We start from the raw sequence: 18,274 nt of genomic DNA, 5'->3' as shown, positions 1-18,274 counted from the left end.
TAAGCTGTGAACGAATAAAAATAATCAATTAAAAAAACAAATATTATGGATGAAGATATTTTAATACCAATTAGCATGTTTGCTGTGGTTTTCGGAATCGTTTACCTTTACTTCTCGACAAGAAACAAAGAGCGTTTAGCATTAATAGAAAAAGGCGCTGACGCCAGTATATTTAATATTGGTAAGCGTAGAGGATCGTCTTGGAAAGTCGTGGTAATAAATTTAGCCTTTCTACTTATGGGTATAGGTCTTGGCGTATTTATTGGCAACATACTAGATACCTACACAGGTCTTGATGATGAAGCAGTGTATCCTTCAATGATCTTTTTACTAGCAGGTGCGGGGCTCTATGTAGGCTATACACAAACTAAAAAAGCACTAGACGAGTAGTTATAAATAAACCTAATCAATCAATAGAAAAACGCTTCATGAAAATGAGGCGTTTTTTTATGCGACCAAATGATGTATCTTTAAGCTAAAGAAGAACTATGCCCAAAATCTTATTTTTTATACTGGTTTTTAGCCAATCAGCATTAGCTCAAATCACAGTATTAGACAGTATTTCGAAGTATCCCGTAAGCTATGCAACCATTTCTTTTGGTAATGGCCAAGGTATTTTTGCTGATGATGAGGGTACTTTCGTTTTTACAAAAAAGTTATACCCAGATGTCGATTCGCTATACATTTCTGCACTAGGCTTTAAAACACTTAATATAGCAACGGAAAATCTTCCAAAACAACTATTAATGCTACCACAAGCGGATGAACTCGATCAGGTTACTGTGCGTACAAAACTTAATAGAAAATTCAAAGAAGAAACCCTGAAGCCTTATTTAGATGATGACTATTACCATTGTTGGCTGCCTACGATTGAATCTGAAATTGCAGTTTACTTTCCTAAATCAACTACGAAAGACCAGAAATTAACCTCAGTGACTTTCCCAATTGCCTTAGAATCTAAGGATTGGAAAAAAAGAAAGCGTTCTAATAGCGATAAGAAAGCATTTTCTACCCTATTTAAGGTGCAGTTTTATGCTAATGATAACGGCTTACCAGGAAAATCATTAACCTACGAAACCATCGTATTTAGAGCCACTGAAAAAAATGGGGATGCCTTCACTTTAAATGTTGATGATTTTGACATCTATTTACCAAAGGATGGGTTCTTTGTATCGCTTCAGGTCATGGGATATACAGATAAAACGGGTAAACTTCTGCCAAATAAAAAATACAAGGAAATAAAGACCAAAAACGGTACAGTTAAAATACCTACCAACTTCAGACCTCTATTGCCATTCACTGGAGACATTCAGTCTAAAAACACCTTTATTAAACGCATATTCATAAACGGAAATAATTGGGTGAAGTTTGATAAAGGCAATGGATTTAGATCGAGCCTATTAGATCAGGAGCTCTATAATTATGGAATAGGCATAGGTTTTAAAACATTTAAGGATGAATGAAGCATATCGACCACTGTAATTTATGTGAACATCAAAGCACTGATCTTAAAATTGGTTTTTATTGTGGTCTTACCAATCGCAAACCTGAATTCTATAAAACTTGTATTAAGGCCAACTTTGACAATAAATTAGCCACTAAAATTGAGGACGTAAATATTGATTATGAAGATATTAAGAGACAAAAATGGCGGGTTTACACCAACTCTATTCTCTTATTTATTCTAGGTATTTTACTCTTAATCTGTAGTTACTACATGTCAAAATTTGTGTCTGGACTAAAGGCATCAGAATACTGGCGTTATAGGTATGTTAGCTACGGTCTTACCGCATGTTTCTTAGGTAGCTTATTATTTGTATTTCCTGCAGCAATACGGTTATTAAATCGATATAGAAATGAAATTCGTAGTGCTAAAATTGATAAAGAAAAAGTTGACAAAGTTTTAGAATTATATGGCATTTCATATACCATTAATATTACTTTTACCCGAGGACCACTTGGTTATGATGAAGTCGATATTGATCTCATCATTAAGAAGTAATTACTCCACCTCAAAATCGAAATAGGTATCAGGAAAGGGCTCCCATCGTAAAGTGAAATGCCACCACTCCTTAGGATAATTTCTGAAATTATGTTTCAACATCACCCGTTGAAGTAGCTGACGATTCTTTTTTTGCTCATCTGTAATAGCATCATGATCAACCCATGATTGTACCCCAAAAAAATCGAATGGACTTCCCATATCCAATTGCTCACCAGTATTACCATCAATAATGGTGATATCTACAGTACTTCCTCTACTATGACCAGATCTTGAAGCAATATATTCCTCTTTAAATAAGTAACGTTTTTCAACATCAGGATAGAATCGAGATTTATAGATCGTATCATTGAGATCTCGAGCCCAACGGATAAAATGATTAACAGCCCGTTGTGGACGATAGCCATCGAACACCTTTAAACACAGATTCTGTTCTTGTAACTCCTCTTGTACTAATTTTAATTTCTCGGTTGCCGCTTTGGTAAGGATCAGCGTATTAGAATTGTAACCATCTATAGTATCTCCAACGAAATTGTTGGTGCTATAGTAGCGTAATTCTACATCCATATCTGGAATTACAGATTTTACATAAACAAATCCTTCAGGTAATTCCTGATTTTGCTCAAAACCAAAAAGGATTCCTGCAAAAATTAACGTGTATAGGAGTTTTTTATATGTCATACTGATGTACTAATTTAGACAAAAATTATGCTATGGACTTGTTTTCGAACGAGAAACAACATCTAATCTTACCTAATGCCGAGTTGATCTATATTCCGAAAGCGTTCAACCAAAGTGAAGCTGATGACTTTTATCATCGCATAAACAATGAAACAAATTGGCGCCACGATGACATTACAGTATTTGGCAAAACCTATAAACAACCAAGACTTACAGCACTTTTTGGCGACTCAGACCAACCCTATGGTTACTCAAACATTGTGATGCACCCCAAACCATTTACAAGCACACTTCAAGAAATTAAATCGAAAGTAGAGACCCTTTCACAAGTACATTTCAATACCTTATTGATCAATTTGTATCGCGATGGTAACGATAGCAACGGTTGGCACGCTGATAATGAAAAAGAACTTGGTAAAAACCCTATAATAGCTTCAGTGAGTTTTGGTGAAGCACGACCGTTTCACTTCAAGCATAGAACACTAAAGAATGAGCGTTATAAACTTAATTTAGAACATGGAAGTCTATTAGTTATGAAAGGTGAAATGCAACACTTCTGGCTTCATCAAATTGCAAAAACAAAAAAGGAAATCAAACCGAGAATAAACCTAACATTTCGGAACGTAAAACAGGTATAAAAACAAAAAACTGGGTTCCCTCAAACCCAGTTTTTCTAATTTGCTTTTTTTATTATGTAAGTAGATTTAGGGTCTCTAAGTCAACATAACATAATGCAAATATTAATTAATTAATCCATTGAACTAAAAACTAAATTTTAGTACACTTCAAATATATGATTAGGTTTCAATTTCATCGCCTAAAAACATCATTAATCGATGAAATGCATTTAATTTTAACATTTTAGGATGAAATAGTGCATTTCGTCGATAAAATGCATTTGTCGATTTTGAAGATTTCCGAAGAATTGAGCATAATAATACCTCATAAAAGTTGTTTATTCATTAAAATAGAAATTTAATCGCATACCTTTATGTGCTATAAAATTCATTGTATCATGAAGCCATTTAGTTTAATTATTATCCTATTCATTTCGGCGCTCAGTTTCAGTCAGGAACAAACCTATACTGATGAAGAATTATCAGTTTCAAAATTTATAGATGGAACCTTACTAAAGCCAAAGGAAACCACTAAAACCAAGTTGGCCATAATTATTGCAGGTTCTGGTCCCACAGATCGAAACGGTAACCAGAACTTCCTAAAAAACGATGCACTTAAGAAACTGGCGGTAGGTCTTACTAAAAATGGGATTGCGACTTTTAGATACGATAAACGCGTGGTGAAGCAAATACGGCAAGGGAACGTAGATCCTAATATAATGTTCGATGATTTCGTAAGTGATGCTAAAGATGTGATCACTTACTTTAAGACTAGTGGGTCATTCGAAGAAATTTATATTATTGGTCACAGTCAGGGCAGTCTCGTCGGTATGCTTAATGCCAACGAAGATGTAGATGGATTCATTTCTATCGCTGGTGCGGGTCAAAATATTGGAGATGTCATTGTAGAGCAAGTTACTAATATGGCGCCACAACTAGGTGAAGCTGCCAAAAAAGTAGTTGATCAACTAAAAAAAGGTGAAAGAACAACCGATTATCCCCAAGCACTGGCTTCGGTTTTTAATGCCGATATTCAAGAATTTATGATCAATTGGATGCAGTATTACCCAACAGAAATAATAAAAGAATTGGAAATGCCGGTCCTTATTGTTAACGGCACAAAAGATCTTCAGGTTTCTGAAGCCGAAGCGAAACTACTCAAAGATGCCAATGAAAACGCCGAACTCGTCATTATTAAAAATATGAATCATGTATTCTTCGAAATTGAAGGCGACGATCTTGAAAATTCTAAATCCTATAATGAAATCAAACGGCCAATAGCAACCCAGCTAGTACAAAGTATTGTAGATTTTATTAATCCATAATCAACAAATCTTTCAACCATAATTAAAAAAGCATCTCACTCAGAGATGCTTTTTTACTAACTAACCAACCAAATTGTAATGTCGCGATTTTGAAGTGTGTTACGCTAGTAACTCTCGCTGTAACCATTACACTTTTATAATAGCAAACGGCGTGCCAAACTTTATTTTCTTTTCTTTTTTAAAAAAATTGTAACAAAATAATTCATTTGCATACTAATGAAATAAATTATATCTTTATGATATCATTTTAATATCATATTGATTTACTAAATGATTAACCTGTTAAATTTTAAATTATGAAAGAAGAAAAGATCATCGTTCCCGCAAATGGCTACTTAATGCTAGTGGTATTCTTAGTTCTATTTTTTGGACCAATATTCTATGCCATCAATTTTGAACAGCCTGAATATCTGCTCATTTTAATTCCGGCATTAATCCTGGCCTTCGGATTTGTTATGGTACAACCAAACGGATCGCGTGTACTTTTACTTTTCGGAAAGTATGTCGGTACCATTAAGAAAAATGGATTTTACTGGGTAAACCCATTTTATACCAAAAAGAAGATCTCACTCAGAGCAAGTAACTTTGATAGCGAACGCCTAAAAGTGAATGATAAACTGGGAAATCCTGTTATGATCAGTACCATTCTGGTTTGGCGTGTTCAAGATACCTACAAAGCCGCTTTTGATGTAGACAACTACGAGAATTTCGTAAGAGTTCAAACCGATGCAGCAGTGCGTAAACTAGCAAGTATGTATCCATACGACAATTTTGCAGACGAAGGTCACGATGAAGACATAACACTACGTTCAAGTGTAAACGAAGTTAGTGAGGCCTTAGAACGTGAGATCGACGAGCGTTTATCTATTGCTGGTATCGAAGTTCTTGAAGCGCGTATTGGTTACCTGGCCTATGCTCAAGAAATCGCCAACGCAATGTTAAAACGTCAGCAAGCTACTGCCATAGTTGCCGCTAGACATAAAATTGTTGAAGGCGCTGTGAGTATGGTTGAAATGGCCATTGAAGAACTCAATAAAAATGAGATCGTTGAGCTCGATGAAGAGCGTAAAGCCGCCATGGTAAGTAATCTTATGGTCGTTCTTTGTGGCGATAAAGAAGCTGCACCAGTAGTAAACACAGGAACACTTAGCCATTAATTATGAATAAAAGTCAAATTTATAGTGTAGCATTAGGCAGTGCCTTCGGAACGAGCATTGGCACCACAATCGGTGCCGTAATTGGCAACGTTGCCATGGGAACTGTCTATGGCTCTATGATTGGATTAATTATAGGCGTTGTATTGGCCTTGGTCATTTTTAAAGATAATCAGAAAGAAGAATAGCATGAAAGAATATAAAGTTATTGTGCCAAAACTTGGCTTTAGAAACAGAATCCAAAATTATGAAGACGTATTAAATCAATATGCACGTGAAGGGTGGATTGTTAAACACATTGGTCAGAATTCACCAATGATTGTTTTTGAACGCGATAAAAATAGATAATGAGAGTATTTAAAGAAGAACAGCGGTTTACACAGACCTGGTTAATTGCCTTGGTTATAGTTAGCATAATGGTACCATTAGGTATCATCATTGGTACATATATCAATGAACCTGACAGTTTTTCTACCTCAGAATTTATACTCATTATTGGGATAATTGCCCTGGCTTCGGGCATAATTTTTATCTTCAAATTGTCGTCTAGAATAGATGAGAAAGGATTTCATTATAAATTCTTTCCGTTCCATCGCAAATACAGAATTATTCCATGGTACGATATTCATAGCGCTTATGTGAGAACCTATGATGCCATTACCGAATATGGTGGTTGGGGACTTAAAGGTGGTGCACTTTGGAACAAATCCAAAGGTATTGCTATAAACGTCTCAGGAGATATAGGGATTCAGCTTGAATTGAAAAACGGAAAAAAAATATTGATAGGTACTCAAAAACAGAATGAAGCCATGGCCGTTTTAGAGACGTATAAAGAAAAATTAATTACAAATACAGATGTCTAAGAAGAAAGCCTTTGCATTAAGAATCAATGAGGATATGCTAAAAGCTATTGAAAAATGGGCTGCAGATGAATTTCGCAGTACCAACGGACAAATTGAATGGATGTTAATGCAATACCTTAAAGAACATAAACGTCAACCAAAAAAGAAACGAACAGATGAAGAGAAAAAGTGATCTATATGGTCACTTTTTTTGGTATTGAATTTTTGTATTTTGCAGTATCAAATGTCATTTCATGAAAATACAGTCAAACTTCTATCTTTATCTTTTACTAGCTTTTATTTTTTCAATTTCAGGACATGCGCAAGGTGTTACTTTTGAAAATGTTGACGGCGATAGTTCAAAATCTCTAGAAATCCCTGTTTCTGCACAAAAGCTTGCATTCACAGATTTTAATATCAAAATTTCAGCTACTGATTCACTCGTAAAATTTAAAGATATAATTCCGACAGAACGAATTGATGACTACAACATTAATATTTCGGACTATCAAGCCGAGATTAGCTTTAGCTCTCAAAAGACCTTTGCTAAGGATTCTGGTCCCTTATTTAATATTATCATAAAACCCGATGAAAGCTTTGTAGATCAGAAAATCATTACCATTGATCACCTTTCCTTCAAAAATAAAAATGAAGAAATCCCGCTGTCTTTTATAGAAAATGAACCCTCTACAGCCATAGTGAAAGCGCCTTTATTCACTAAAGACACTATTGTTTTTGGATTATTGATGCTCGCTTTAGGAATCGTGTTTATGACCGAATCTATTGAAGGTGGTTTCTGGAAAAAATTCTATAAGATCGTACCCGGACTATTTGTAGCTTATATGCTACCTGCTGTTTTAACAACCTCTGGATTAATTGCCCCAGAATGGGAATCTATTACAGCTGATAGGACGATTGAGGACCATAGCACAAACTTGTATTATATGGCGAGTCGTTATTTATTACCAGCAGCACTGGTACTTATGACGCTCAGCATAGACCTCAAAGCCGTCTTTAATTTAGGCTGGAAGGCTTTAGTAATGTTTTTTACGGGTACTATCGGTATAATTATTGGTGGTCCATTGGCGATTCTATTAATTGCAATGGTTTCACCAGAAACTGTTGGTGGTGCTGGTGCTGATGCCGTTTGGAGAGGCTTAGCCACTTTGGCAGGAAGCTGGATTGGCGGTGGAGCTAATCAGACAGCGATGTTAGAAATTTATGGCTACAACCAAAAGTTATATGGTGGTATGGTATTCGTTGATATTGTTGTTGCCAATATCTGGATGGCCATTATTTTGTTGGGTATTGGTAAACGCAAACGTATAAATAAATGGCTAAAAGCAGATACGTCTTCAATTGAAGACCTTAAAGAAAAGGTGACTTCTTTTTCTGAAAAAGTAAAACGAAACCCTTCACTAACTGATCTCATGATCATTGTTGCCATTGCCTTCGGAACGGTGAGTATTGCACATTTATGTGCTGGATTTTTAGCACCTTATTTTGAAGGAACCGTGAATAATATTCAATCTGAAACAACACGAAATATTTTCACCTTCTTGGGGTCATCGTTCTTTTGGATGATTAGTATTGCAACCATTATTGCTATACTGTTGTCCTACACCAAAGCCAGAAATTATGAAGGTGCAGGAGCCAGTAAAATTGGAAGTGTATTTATCTATATTCTTGTGGCTACCATAGGTATGAAGATGGATCTCACACTTATTTTTGATAACCTTGGTCTCATTGCCATAGGTATTGTTTGGATGGCCATTCATGCCGGCCTACTCATCCTTGTAGCTAAATTAATAAAAGCACCTTACTTCTTCCTAGCAGTTGGGAGTCAGGCTAATGTTGGTGGAGCCGCCTCAGCGCCAATTGTGGCTTCAGCTTTTCATCCTTCATTAGCAACAGTAGGTGTGTTATTAGCAGTCTTTGGATATGCTGTAGGAACCATTGCCGCAATTGGCTGTACAATTTTGATGCAATTAGCAGCTGGAGGTTAGCATTTTTAAATTCAAAATAAGATATTTGCCCAACAAAATTCAACTGAATTGAATTCCAATAATGGTGCAATTAATTCAACACTCTATGTTAAAAAAATATACGGTACTAGGTTTCATAATGTTACTAATGATTAGCTTGTCTTGTGAAAAAGAAAAAGAAGCTAATTTCACGCTAAATGCTAAAATCAAAGGACTTAAAAAGGGTGTGGTTTACCTTCAAAAAGATGGAGATTCTACCATTATCGACCTCGATTCCTTGGTCATTAATGGTCAATCTGAATTCACTTTACAAACAACTATTGATGAGCCTATCTTACTCTATTTAAAACTATTTAAGAATGATGATGATGAGCATTATATTCCATTCTTTGCAGATAAAGGGATCACAGAAATTAATACCTCATTAAAGAATTTTAATTACGATGCTGTGGTAAAAGGTTCTAAACAACAAGACTTACTTAATGAGTACACCAAGGTAATGGCTAAATTCAATGATCAGAATTTAGACCTAATTGAAGCTAGCCTTAATGCACAAAAAAATGGTGACAGCTTGGTTTTAGATTCACTAAATAGAGTTTCTGAAACCTTATTAAAACGCAAATACTCTTATACCATTCAGTTTGCTTTAAATAATAAAGACAATATAATTGCACCTTATTTAGCTTTATATGAAATTCCTTCGGCCAATCCGGTTTATATAGATTCGGTATACAACGGGTTGAATGATGATATTAAGAACTCATTCTACGGGAAGAAATTAGGTGACTTTATCGACAGCAGGACTACCTCTAATTAAGCACAATATCATATAAAAAAAGCCAATCGTTTAGATTGGCTTTTTTTTATAGTTATTAATTAACTTATAATTTGTTAATGCGCTCTATAAGTGCTCTTCCTTTTTCTTCTAGATCATTTCTTATAGCTTTGAAATGGGCCTTTTTGTCTTCAACGCTTCTGTCATTAACACGTCCTATAAATTCCAAAAAAGTGTCATAAGTATCATCAAGAATGGCATTGCTTTCTTTTGTTGATTCATTGGAATTTGATTTCTCCCAATCTTCAACATATCCCATTATTTCTCCAAGAACGTAGTTAATTTCTTTTTTTAAATCTCTCTTATTCGCCATAATTCGTAAAATTTATTGGTACAAATGTAGTAAATCTAATCGCGATTTATTCTATGCTAACGCGAAGTTTTAAACATAAACTTCAAGAAGTTTAGCACTTTTTGTTTTTAGACTAAATTCTTTAACCGCAGCAGGAATTAAAATAGTTTCACCCTTAGAAATAAAATCTGAAGTTTGATCCGTGATCACTTCCACATCACCATCAACGCACATATATATCAAGAACGAATCCTCTGTATTTTCCTTTTTAATTTCGGCGTCTAATTCCATATAATTAGTTGTAAAGAAAGGACAGCTGACCATATCGTTGGAAGTATTCTTATCGGTTTTATATTCAACTCTAAAATTATCTTCCATTTCAAAATTAAAAGCATCGATTGCGATATCATTGTGCAATTCGCGTTCATTGCCATTGGCATCTTTTCGGTCCCAATCGTAAACACGATAAGTAACGTCACTTGTCTGCTGGATTTCGGCAAGTAATACTCCGGCGCCTATAGCATGTACACGACCAGCTTCGATAAAATAGGTATCACCTTCCTTCACCTTATCAAAATTTAAAATCTCCGTTAGTGTTTTTTCTTCTAGGTGTTTAAGGTAAGTCTCCTTATCCATTTTCTGGTTGAATCCTACGATAAGTTTCGCATCCTCATCGGCTTGCATTACATACCACATTTCGGTCTTACCGAATGAGTTATGTCGTTTTTTAGCCAACTCATCATCAGGATGAAGCTGAATACTGAGATCTTGCTTGGCATCAATAAATTTAATAAGTAATGGAAATTCCTTTCCAAATCGTTTATAATTCTTTTCACCTATAAAGTCAGATGTATACTGTTCTAAAAGATCTTGTAAATTACTTCCTTTGAGGGCACCATTAGTAACTACAGAAATATCGCCTGGCACTGTACTTACCTCCCAACTTTCACCAAGTTGCGCCTCGTCTGACTGTTTATTAAATTGCGATTTTAATTTTTCACCTCCCCAAATTCTGTGTTTTAAAATGGGCTGAAATTTAAGTGGATGTAAAGTATGTTTCATATGTTATTCACCTGAGTAGGTTACAAAGTTACGAGGAGTTTCGTAAAGTGTGATTTCTAAATGAAATTTTGGATCGAGTTTCGCCTTTATCTTATTGTAAATCACAACGGCAATATTCTCTGCTGTAGGATTTAAATCAAAAAATTCAGGCACTTCTTCATTCAGGTTTTTATGATCAAAGGCATTTTCAACCTCAGATTTAATAATGTCTTTCAAAATTTTCACATCGATAACATAACCTGTTTCAGGATCAATCTCGCCAGTTACACTTGCAATTAATTCGTAATTGTGCCCATGATAACGTGGATTGTTACACAAACCAAAGACCTCTTCATTCTTTTCAAAACTCCAGTCCTTTCGGTATAGTCGGTGCGCAGCATTAAAATGCGCTTTTCTGTGTACAGTTACTTTCATGAGTTATTCACATTTATGAATTCGTAAAACTTTTCAAAAATAATTTTAAACCAAGCCGTGTAGTTTTCAGGGTGAACTATCATATCCTCCTTAACTGCTTCGAGCGGCATCCATTTCCAATCGGCAACTTCATCTGGATTAATTATAGGTGAATCATTATAATATCCAATCATGACATGATCGTATTCATGTTCAGTGAGTCCGTTATCAAAAGGGGCTTTATATATAAATGATGTTGATTCTTGCAAGTCGGTCACAAATCCCATTTCTTCCTGTAAACGTCTCTTACCGGCTTCAATATTGGTTTCACCATTGCGCTGGTGACTGCAACATGTATTGGTCCATAGCCCTGGTGAATGATACTTGTGCATAGCGCGCTGCTGAAGCATCAATTCGTTTTTGTCATTGAAAATAAATACAGAAAATGCACGATGTAAAACTGCTTTTTCGTGGGCTTCCATTTTTGGCATTAAACCAATTTGGTTGTCGTTTTCATCCACAAGGATGACTTGTTCTTCATTCATAAAGCAAAATTAACACCTAATATGTTAAAAAAAGTAAAGGAATTCATAAAAAATAGCCGCTAAAATATTAACGGCTATTGACTTATTTTATAGAGATATTGGTCTATTCTTTATCGTCGCAAGACTCACCTTTAATGCTTGTAATGATAAATTCGCTTCGACGATTAAGCTGATGTTCTTCATCTGAACAACTCGATTCATTTGTTGGTTCACAACCGCAATCGTTAACCAATTGTGATTCACCATAACCTTTTGCAGTTAGGCGTCCGGCATCAATACCATTATCAATTAGGTACTGACGCGTAGATTGTGCTCTTCGTTCAGATAGACGTTCATTGTAATCTGCAAGTCCTCTACAATCTGTATGCGAACGAATATCTATTGTCATCGTTGGATATTTATTCAATACTGCTAATACTTTTTGCAGTTCGATCTCTGCGTCGTATCTAATATTCGACTTATCAAAATCGAAATAAATGATAGGTATATCGAGTACTTTTGCTAGGTCATCACATGGTCCGATCTCTTGAACATCTTTATCTAGAAGTAATTGAACTTGAAGATCTTGTTTTTTCTTCGGTGTAGTAAATCGTACTTCGTCTGAGGCATAAGTTTCCATTTCACCTCTTACAATGTATTCTTTTTCACAATCGAGATCAAACTTAAAAGCGCCGTTAGCATCCGCATTTGAACGTCTTATTAGATTTCCTTCACCATCAAAAAGAATCACAGTGGCATTAACAATCAATGCATCTGTATTTTTATCGATTACTGTACCAGATACAAGCTGTTCACATTCTGGTATTACGAAAGTATAAATGTCATCACTTCCTTTTCCACCTTCGCGATTAGAACTGAAATAAACACGCTTGGTTACTAAATTCTCATAGTAGCCAAAATCATCAGCAGAACTATTTACTGGCATTCCAATATTTTCTATCGGAAAATTTCTATTTGAACCTGAAGCTACTTTCTGATCTAACTCTTCAGATTTATAAACATCAAATCCACCTAAACCAGGGAAACCAGTTGATGAGAAGAATAAATTACCGCTAGTATCAATGAACGGAAATGATTCTTGTCCTTCAGTATTAATGGAAGGTCCAAGATTTTCTGGCTGACCAAGAGTTCCGTCGTCATTTACATCTACAACAAATATATCAGACTGACCAAAGGTTCCTGGCATATCTGAAGCAAAGTATAATCGCGATCCTGTTAAGTTTAACGTAGGATGTGCAACAGAATAGTCTTCGCTATTGAAATGTACTTTGTGGATTTCATCCCATGAACCGTCTTCACTCAAGGTTGCTCTATACAACTGAAGTCTGTTCACACCTGTTTCATCCTCCTTATATTTAAGTCTGAAGAAATTATTTCTTGTAAAGAACATGTAACGTCCATTCGGTGAAAAAACAGCACTAGATTCGTGGTATTTTGTGTTGACTTTACCTTGAAGTTCTGTCGCTTCTCCAAATCCGTTCTCAGTTTTTTCAGCACTGTATAAATCTAAATAAGGCTCTTCATTCCAACGATATTTGCGACCGCCACCTCTTGCTGAGGCAAACACAATTCCGTTTTCGTATTCTGTAGTTCCGAAATCTGAATATTCAGTATTGATATCAAGATTTTCTGGTTCCACATCCAGGTAACTTAATTCTTCAATATTCGATTTATAATCTACTTTTGAAAGAAAGGCTCTACCCCTACGATCATCTGGTTTAAGTTCATTGAACTTTTTCATCCACTTATCAGACTCTTCATAATTCTCTACGCCTTTAAGGGCTAAAGCATACCTGAAATAATACTCAGGATCGATAACTTCATTCATGGACATTAACTCACCATACCACTTTACGGCGTTCTCCATATCATTCAGAAAATAATATGAGTTAGCTAATTTCTGGAATAGTTCAACCGACCTGTAGCCTTTATTGGCAACTTCAAGAAGAACTTCGCTTGTTTTTACATAAGCAAAATCTTCATAGTCGTTTTCTACGCTTTTAATTTTTCCGTTTTGCGCATATGCAGAAAGTGCAAAGACTCCTGCAAATACAACACTGATATATCTTGAAACTGTTCTCATAGTTATTTTATTAGAAGAAACGTGGTGATAAAATTCTACCTAATCGCTTCACTTCGAATCTTAAAGTTATTTCGTGAGTTCCGCTGTTATAGTTATTTAAACCTGTTGTGTTTAAATCATAGCCATACCCAACAAACATGCCAGGTGTAATTTGAAAACCAACCAATGCACTTACTGAGTCATCCCAACGCCATGCAACACCAGCCGTTAAATTCTTCTTGTACCAGAAGTTAGCGGACACATCTGCAATAATTGGTGCACCTGAAACGCCCTTCACTAAAAAGGCTGGTTTCATTTCTAAGGTCTCACTGAGGTTAAATACATACCCACCAATTACATAGAAATGCATACGCTCAGTGGCCACAGATTCTTGGAAGTCATCATAGTGTTCCGTCTCAAGGAAATTCGGAACAGCAACTCCTAGATACCATTTTCTGGTATGCATATACAATCCGGCACCGACCATTGGTGAAATTAAATTTAGATTGTTATTAAAGACGACATCAGGATCTTGAAAACGTCCTTTACTCCAATCAGTATCTAACATATGGAATCCTCCTTTCGCACCAAATGATAATTTAAGATCATTGGCATTTAAAGGAATGGTATAAGAAAAATTCGCATCTACAAAGGTTTCTCTTGCTGGTCCTAAAGCATCACTTACAATATTTAATCCTAATCCAATACGCTCATTACGCAACGGAGAATGAATACTTAAAGATTGTGTTTGCGGCGCACCGTCAATACCAACCCATTGTGATCTGTGTAATCCCACAACACTTAGTGTTTCTCGCTGACCTGCATAAGCCGGATTTACACTTAATGTATTATACATATAGTGGGTATACTGTGGATCTTGCTGTGCAAAACTACTAGCACTAATTAGCATTATAAATACTAAAACTATTAATCCTTTTATTTTTGATGATTTATGTATCATTTTAATCTAGTTTATAATTAGTGTTAATTAGTTTTATCTATTAATGTATAACCATCCAACTCTTGGTTCCGAGCCATCACCTAGGTCCAGAACATAATAATAAGTTCCTACAGGTAAATCTCCTGATGAATTAATGACAGCTCTTCCATTAGACTTGCCGTCCCAATCATTGAGATAACCATTTTTCGAGTACACGATATTACCCCATCTGTTATAAACTTCAAGTTTATTATTAGGGAATCGTTCTAAACAATCAATAACGAAGGTCTCATTTACACCATCACCATTAGGTGAGAATTCATTGTAGATCGTTAAACAAATAGGATCTACTGAGGCACTACTTTCGTCATCTGAAGAGTTCACGTCGTCACCGCCATCTGCATTTGCTACGAAGGCCGTGTTTATATAGTCTCCAATCCCGAGAACTTCTACAGTAATCTGAAGAATTTCTACCTGATCTGGATCTAACTGACCCACAACCCATTCGCCATCAAATTCTGAATAAGTTCCAGCGGTTGTGATCGCAGAGATGAAAATATATCCATCTGGTATAACTTCACTGATCACAACATTGGTCGCTGTTACGTTTCCGATATTGGCAACTTCAATTGTAAATGTTACTTCATCACCAACTACTGGTCGCGTTTCATCTACTTCTTTAGTTACTTCAAGATCAAAGATCGAATTCACTGGAGTTACAGTCGGATCGTCAGGATCACCGTCACCATTAGGGTCGTCGTCATTGGTGTCGTTAGGGTCATCACTGACATCTTCAACATCATCCGATGGGTCACCAAGATCACCACCTGGTCCTTCAGCTCTAACACTTGCTGAATTTGTTACAAATCCAATATCGAGATCGATCTGTGTAATTTCATATGTTGCTGTGAACGTGGTACTATCAATCTCTCCTGGGAGTAATTGAGCTATAGGACCACCTACCAAGTTCAAGCCAGGTAGTAAGTCTTCAACATCAATATTCGTTAATGTGACATTACCTGTATTTTCTACAACAAATACGTATGAAATAATATCACCTAAGCTGCCTTCAATACCATCGCCATTCGTGTCAGCTAGTGGTAATGTTGTCTTAATAAGACTTATCATTGGCACTTGAATAATCTCTGTATCTGTTGGATCATCATCACTTGTAGGATCCGTTGGATCATCACTATCATCATTAACCGGATCACCAAGTGGTGCTGTACCATCAACAGATGCTTGGTTTGTAACAATTCCTGTATCAATATCCGCTTGAGTAAGCGCATACGTAGCTTGATACACAATAGTTCCTGAACCTACGATGAGATCTTCTAGATCTGCTTCACCGTCTTCATCACTACCACCACTTAAATAAGTTGGTGTTGGTAAGGCTCCAGTTCCTGTAAAGTCTGCTGCATCTTCAGTAACGCTAACATCAAAAATTGTGACATTACCCGTGTTACTTACTGTATAGGTATATGTAATAATATCTCCTACGTTTGCAACACCATCCGCCCCAACATCAAGACTACTTGTCTTTTCAATGGCAATTCCAGGTAATTGAGGAATTACTGTATCTGTTGGATCATCATTACTTGTTGGATCAGTTGGATCATCACTATCATCTGTAATTGAACCACCTAATGGGTCAGAAGCATTTGCAATAGCTTGATTTGTTACTACTCCAGCATCAATATCCGCTTGCGTAATAGCATAGGTTGCTGTATACACAATAGTACCTGATCCTACAATCATATCTTCTAGATCTGCTTCACCATCTTCATCACTACCACCACTTACATATGTTGGTGTTGGCAATGTACCTGTTCCAGTGAAGTCTGTGGCATCTTCCACATCTACATCAAATACGGTAGTATTCCCAGTATTGGTTACCGTGTATGTATATGTAATTATGTCTCCCACTGTTGCTATTCCATCAGCACCTAAATCTAAACTACTCGTTTTCTCTATTGCAATACTTGGTACCTGAGGAATTGTCGTCACTGTTGGATCATCATCACTAGTTGGATCTGAAGGATCATCACTATCATCAGATACCGGATCACCAAGTGGTCCTGCACCATTTGTTTCAGCTTGATTTGTTACAAACCCAGCATCAATATCTGCTTGTGTAATTGCATAAGTTGCGGTATACACAATAGTACCTGATCCTACAATCATATCTTCTAAGTCTGCATCTCCATCTTCATCACTACCACCACTTACATAAGTTGGTGTTGGTAATGTACCAGTTCCTGTAAAGTCAGCAGCATCTTCTGTTACACTAACATCAAATACTGTAACATTTCCAGAATTAGTTATTGTATAAGTATAGGTAATAATATCACCTACTGTTGCTATACCGTCAGCACCTAGGTCTAAACTACTAGTCTTTTCAATAGTCAGTCTTGGATCTTGCGGTATATCAATTACTGTTGGGTCATCTACAGTATTACCATCCGTGTCATCACCATCATCACTCGTATCCGTTACATCATCCGGACCACCTAATGGGCTATCACCTGTAGCTGTCGCACTGTTGGTAACATTACCTGCATCGACATCGGCCTGAGTGATCGTATAAGTCGCCGTTACCGTACCTATAGCACCTGGGGCTAAGGTCGATGGACTGATCGCTAAGTTCGTACTACCCGTTAAGGCATCATCTATGACAATGTTACTGATCGTAACATCTCCCGTGTTCTCTACACTGAAGGTATAAGTGATCTCATCGCCTACACTTGCACCTGCAGGACCTACATCTGTAGTGATCGCTGCGGTCTTGGTAAGTTCTATAGATGGGTTCTGTGGTATCGTAACTACCGTTGGGTCATCTACAGTATTTCCATCCGTGTCATCACCATCATCACTCGTATCAATAACATCTCGTGGGCCACCTAATGGGCTATCACCTATAGCTGTCGCACTGTTGGTAACATTACCTGCATCGACATCTGCCTGAGTGATCGTATAAGTCGCCGTAACCGTACCTATAGCACCTGGGGCTAAGGTCGATGGACTGATCGCTAAGTTCGTACTACCCGTTAAGGCATCATCTATGGCAATGTTACTGATCGTAACATCTCCCGTGTTCTCTACACTGAAGGTATAAGTGATCTCATCGCCTACACTTGCACCTGCAGGACCTACATCTGTAGTGATCGCTGCGGTCTTTGTAAGTTCTATAGATGGATTCTGTGGTACCGTAACTACCGTTGGGTCATCTACAGTATTTCCATCCGTGTCATCACCATCATCACTCGTATCCGTTACATCATCCGGACCACCTAATGGGCTATCACCTATAGCTGTCGCACTGTTGGTAACATTACCTGCATCGACATCTGCCTGAGTGATCGTATAGGTTGCCGTTACCGTACCTATAGCACCTGGGGCTAAGGTCGATGGGCTGATCGCTAAGTTCGTACTACCCGTTAAGGCATCATCTATGGCAATGTTACTGATCGTAACATCTCCCGTGTTCTCTACACTGAAGGTATAGGTGATCTCATCGCCTACACTTGCACCTGCAGGAC

20 protein-coding genes are annotated in these 18,274 nt (G+C 36.7%); 12 read left to right on the top strand and 8 right to left on the bottom strand.

Annotation, left to right across the window (positions count from 1 at the left end; genetic code table 11):
• Window positions 1-45 precede the first annotated feature (45 nt).
• From DDY94_RS08910 to DDY94_RS08900, 3 genes are all read left to right on the top strand, one after another.
• Window positions 46-390 carry a DUF6249 domain-containing protein gene (locus DDY94_RS08910; RefSeq protein ID WP_111683762.1) on the top strand — a complete coding sequence of 115 codons (345 nt, stop codon included), beginning with the start codon at window positions 46-48 and terminating at the stop codon, window positions 388-390.
• A 98-nt stretch (window positions 391-488) separates the two neighbouring features.
• Complete coding sequence (locus DDY94_RS08905; RefSeq protein WP_111683761.1) at window positions 489-1,463, top strand: peptidase associated/transthyretin-like domain-containing protein; 975 nt, start codon at window positions 489-491, stop codon at window positions 1,461-1,463.
• On the top strand, window positions 1,460-2,002 hold the full coding sequence (locus DDY94_RS08900) for a hypothetical protein (RefSeq protein WP_111683760.1): 543 nt from the start codon (window positions 1,460-1,462) through the stop codon (window positions 2,000-2,002). Before DDY94_RS08905 ends, DDY94_RS08900 begins: the two co-directional genes overlap by 4 nt.
• On the opposite strand, the gene DDY94_RS08895 is transcribed toward DDY94_RS08900, so the two are convergent.
• On the bottom strand, window positions 2,003-2,683 hold the full coding sequence (locus DDY94_RS08895) for a M15 family metallopeptidase (RefSeq protein ID WP_111683759.1): 681 nt from the start codon (window positions 2,681-2,683) through the stop codon (window positions 2,003-2,005).
• Window positions 2,684-2,715: 32 nt separating this feature from the next.
• On the opposite strand from DDY94_RS08895, the gene DDY94_RS08890 reads away from it, so the two are divergent.
• The 9 genes from DDY94_RS08890 (at window position 2,716) to DDY94_RS08850 (ending at window position 9,423) form a co-directional block, all read left to right on the top strand.
• Window positions 2,716-3,321, top strand: a complete 606-nt coding sequence (locus DDY94_RS08890; protein WP_111683758.1) for an alpha-ketoglutarate-dependent dioxygenase AlkB family protein — start codon at window positions 2,716-2,718, stop codon at window positions 3,319-3,321.
• Window positions 3,322-3,698: 377 nt separating this feature from the next.
• Window positions 3,699-4,625: an alpha/beta hydrolase family protein gene (locus DDY94_RS08885; protein WP_111683757.1), complete on the top strand. Its 927-nt coding sequence runs from the start codon at window positions 3,699-3,701 to the stop codon at window positions 4,623-4,625.
• Window positions 4,626-4,921: 296 nt separating this feature from the next.
• The gene (locus DDY94_RS08880; RefSeq protein WP_111683756.1) at window positions 4,922-5,782 is read left to right on the top strand and encodes an SPFH domain-containing protein; all 861 of its coding nucleotides are present in this window, start codon (window positions 4,922-4,924) and stop codon (window positions 5,780-5,782) included.
• Window positions 5,783-5,784: 2 nt separating this feature from the next.
• A complete protein-coding gene (locus DDY94_RS08875; RefSeq protein ID WP_111683755.1) occupies window positions 5,785-5,967 on the top strand; it encodes a hypothetical protein in 183 nt (60 codons plus the stop codon).
• 1 nt (window position 5,968) lies between these two features.
• On the top strand, window positions 5,969-6,127 hold the full coding sequence (locus tag DDY94_RS08870; protein ID WP_111683754.1) for a DUF4177 domain-containing protein: 159 nt from the start codon (window positions 5,969-5,971) through the stop codon (window positions 6,125-6,127).
• Complete coding sequence (locus DDY94_RS16225; RefSeq protein ID WP_198658936.1) at window positions 6,127-6,642, top strand: hypothetical protein; 516 nt, start codon at window positions 6,127-6,129, stop codon at window positions 6,640-6,642. The genes DDY94_RS08870 and DDY94_RS16225 overlap by 1 nt, the downstream gene beginning before the upstream one ends.
• On the top strand, window positions 6,635-6,814 hold the full coding sequence (locus tag DDY94_RS08860) for an Arc family DNA binding domain-containing protein (protein ID WP_111683753.1): 180 nt from the start codon (window positions 6,635-6,637) through the stop codon (window positions 6,812-6,814). The genes DDY94_RS16225 and DDY94_RS08860 overlap by 8 nt, the downstream gene beginning before the upstream one ends.
• A gap of 553 nt (window positions 6,815-7,367) precedes the next feature.
• On the top strand, window positions 7,368-8,627 hold the full coding sequence (locus DDY94_RS08855) for a DUF819 family protein (RefSeq protein WP_111684011.1): 1,260 nt from the start codon (window positions 7,368-7,370) through the stop codon (window positions 8,625-8,627).
• Between the two features lie 85 nt (window positions 8,628-8,712).
• A complete protein-coding gene (locus tag DDY94_RS08850; protein WP_157957280.1) occupies window positions 8,713-9,423 on the top strand; it encodes a DUF4369 domain-containing protein in 711 nt (236 codons plus the stop codon).
• Window positions 9,424-9,487: 64 nt separating this feature from the next.
• Here DDY94_RS08850 and DDY94_RS08845 read toward each other — a convergent pair whose 3' ends face one another.
• The 7 genes from DDY94_RS08845 to DDY94_RS08815 all read right to left on the bottom strand — a co-directional run.
• On the bottom strand, window positions 9,488-9,754 hold the full coding sequence (locus tag DDY94_RS08845; RefSeq protein ID WP_111683751.1) for a hypothetical protein: 267 nt from the start codon (window positions 9,752-9,754) through the stop codon (window positions 9,488-9,490).
• A gap of 69 nt (window positions 9,755-9,823) precedes the next feature.
• Window positions 9,824-10,795 carry a type I phosphomannose isomerase catalytic subunit gene (locus DDY94_RS08840; protein ID WP_111683750.1) on the bottom strand — a complete coding sequence of 324 codons (972 nt, stop codon included), beginning with the start codon at window positions 10,793-10,795 and terminating at the stop codon, window positions 9,824-9,826.
• A gap of 3 nt (window positions 10,796-10,798) precedes the next feature.
• Window positions 10,799-11,209 (bottom strand): 6-pyruvoyl trahydropterin synthase family protein, encoded by a 411-nt coding sequence (locus DDY94_RS08835; protein ID WP_111683749.1) that lies wholly within the window; start codon window positions 11,207-11,209, stop codon window positions 10,799-10,801.
• A complete protein-coding gene (gene idi / locus DDY94_RS08830) occupies window positions 11,206-11,733 on the bottom strand; it encodes an isopentenyl-diphosphate Delta-isomerase (RefSeq protein ID WP_111683748.1) in 528 nt (175 codons plus the stop codon). Before idi ends, DDY94_RS08835 begins: the two co-directional genes overlap by 4 nt.
• Before the next feature lie 103 nt (window positions 11,734-11,836).
• Window positions 11,837-13,816, bottom strand: coding sequence for an OmpA family protein (locus DDY94_RS08825; protein ID WP_111683747.1), 1,980 nt, complete (start codon window positions 13,814-13,816; stop codon window positions 11,837-11,839).
• Between the two features lie 10 nt (window positions 13,817-13,826).
• The gene (locus tag DDY94_RS08820) at window positions 13,827-14,756 is read right to left on the bottom strand and encodes a PorP/SprF family type IX secretion system membrane protein (RefSeq protein ID WP_111683746.1); all 930 of its coding nucleotides are present in this window, start codon (window positions 14,754-14,756) and stop codon (window positions 13,827-13,829) included.
• Window positions 14,757-14,789: 33 nt separating this feature from the next.
• Window positions 14,790-18,274, bottom strand: a 3,485-nt coding sequence (locus tag DDY94_RS08815; protein ID WP_114317101.1) for a DUF7507 domain-containing protein, incomplete at its 5' end; no start/stop codon positions are given.

It is taken from the genome of Winogradskyella tangerina (genome assembly GCF_003260205.1).
Lineage (GTDB): Bacteria > Bacteroidota > Bacteroidia > Flavobacteriales > Flavobacteriaceae > Winogradskyella > Winogradskyella tangerina.
This window is presented reverse-complemented; position numbering and strand designations above follow the sequence as displayed.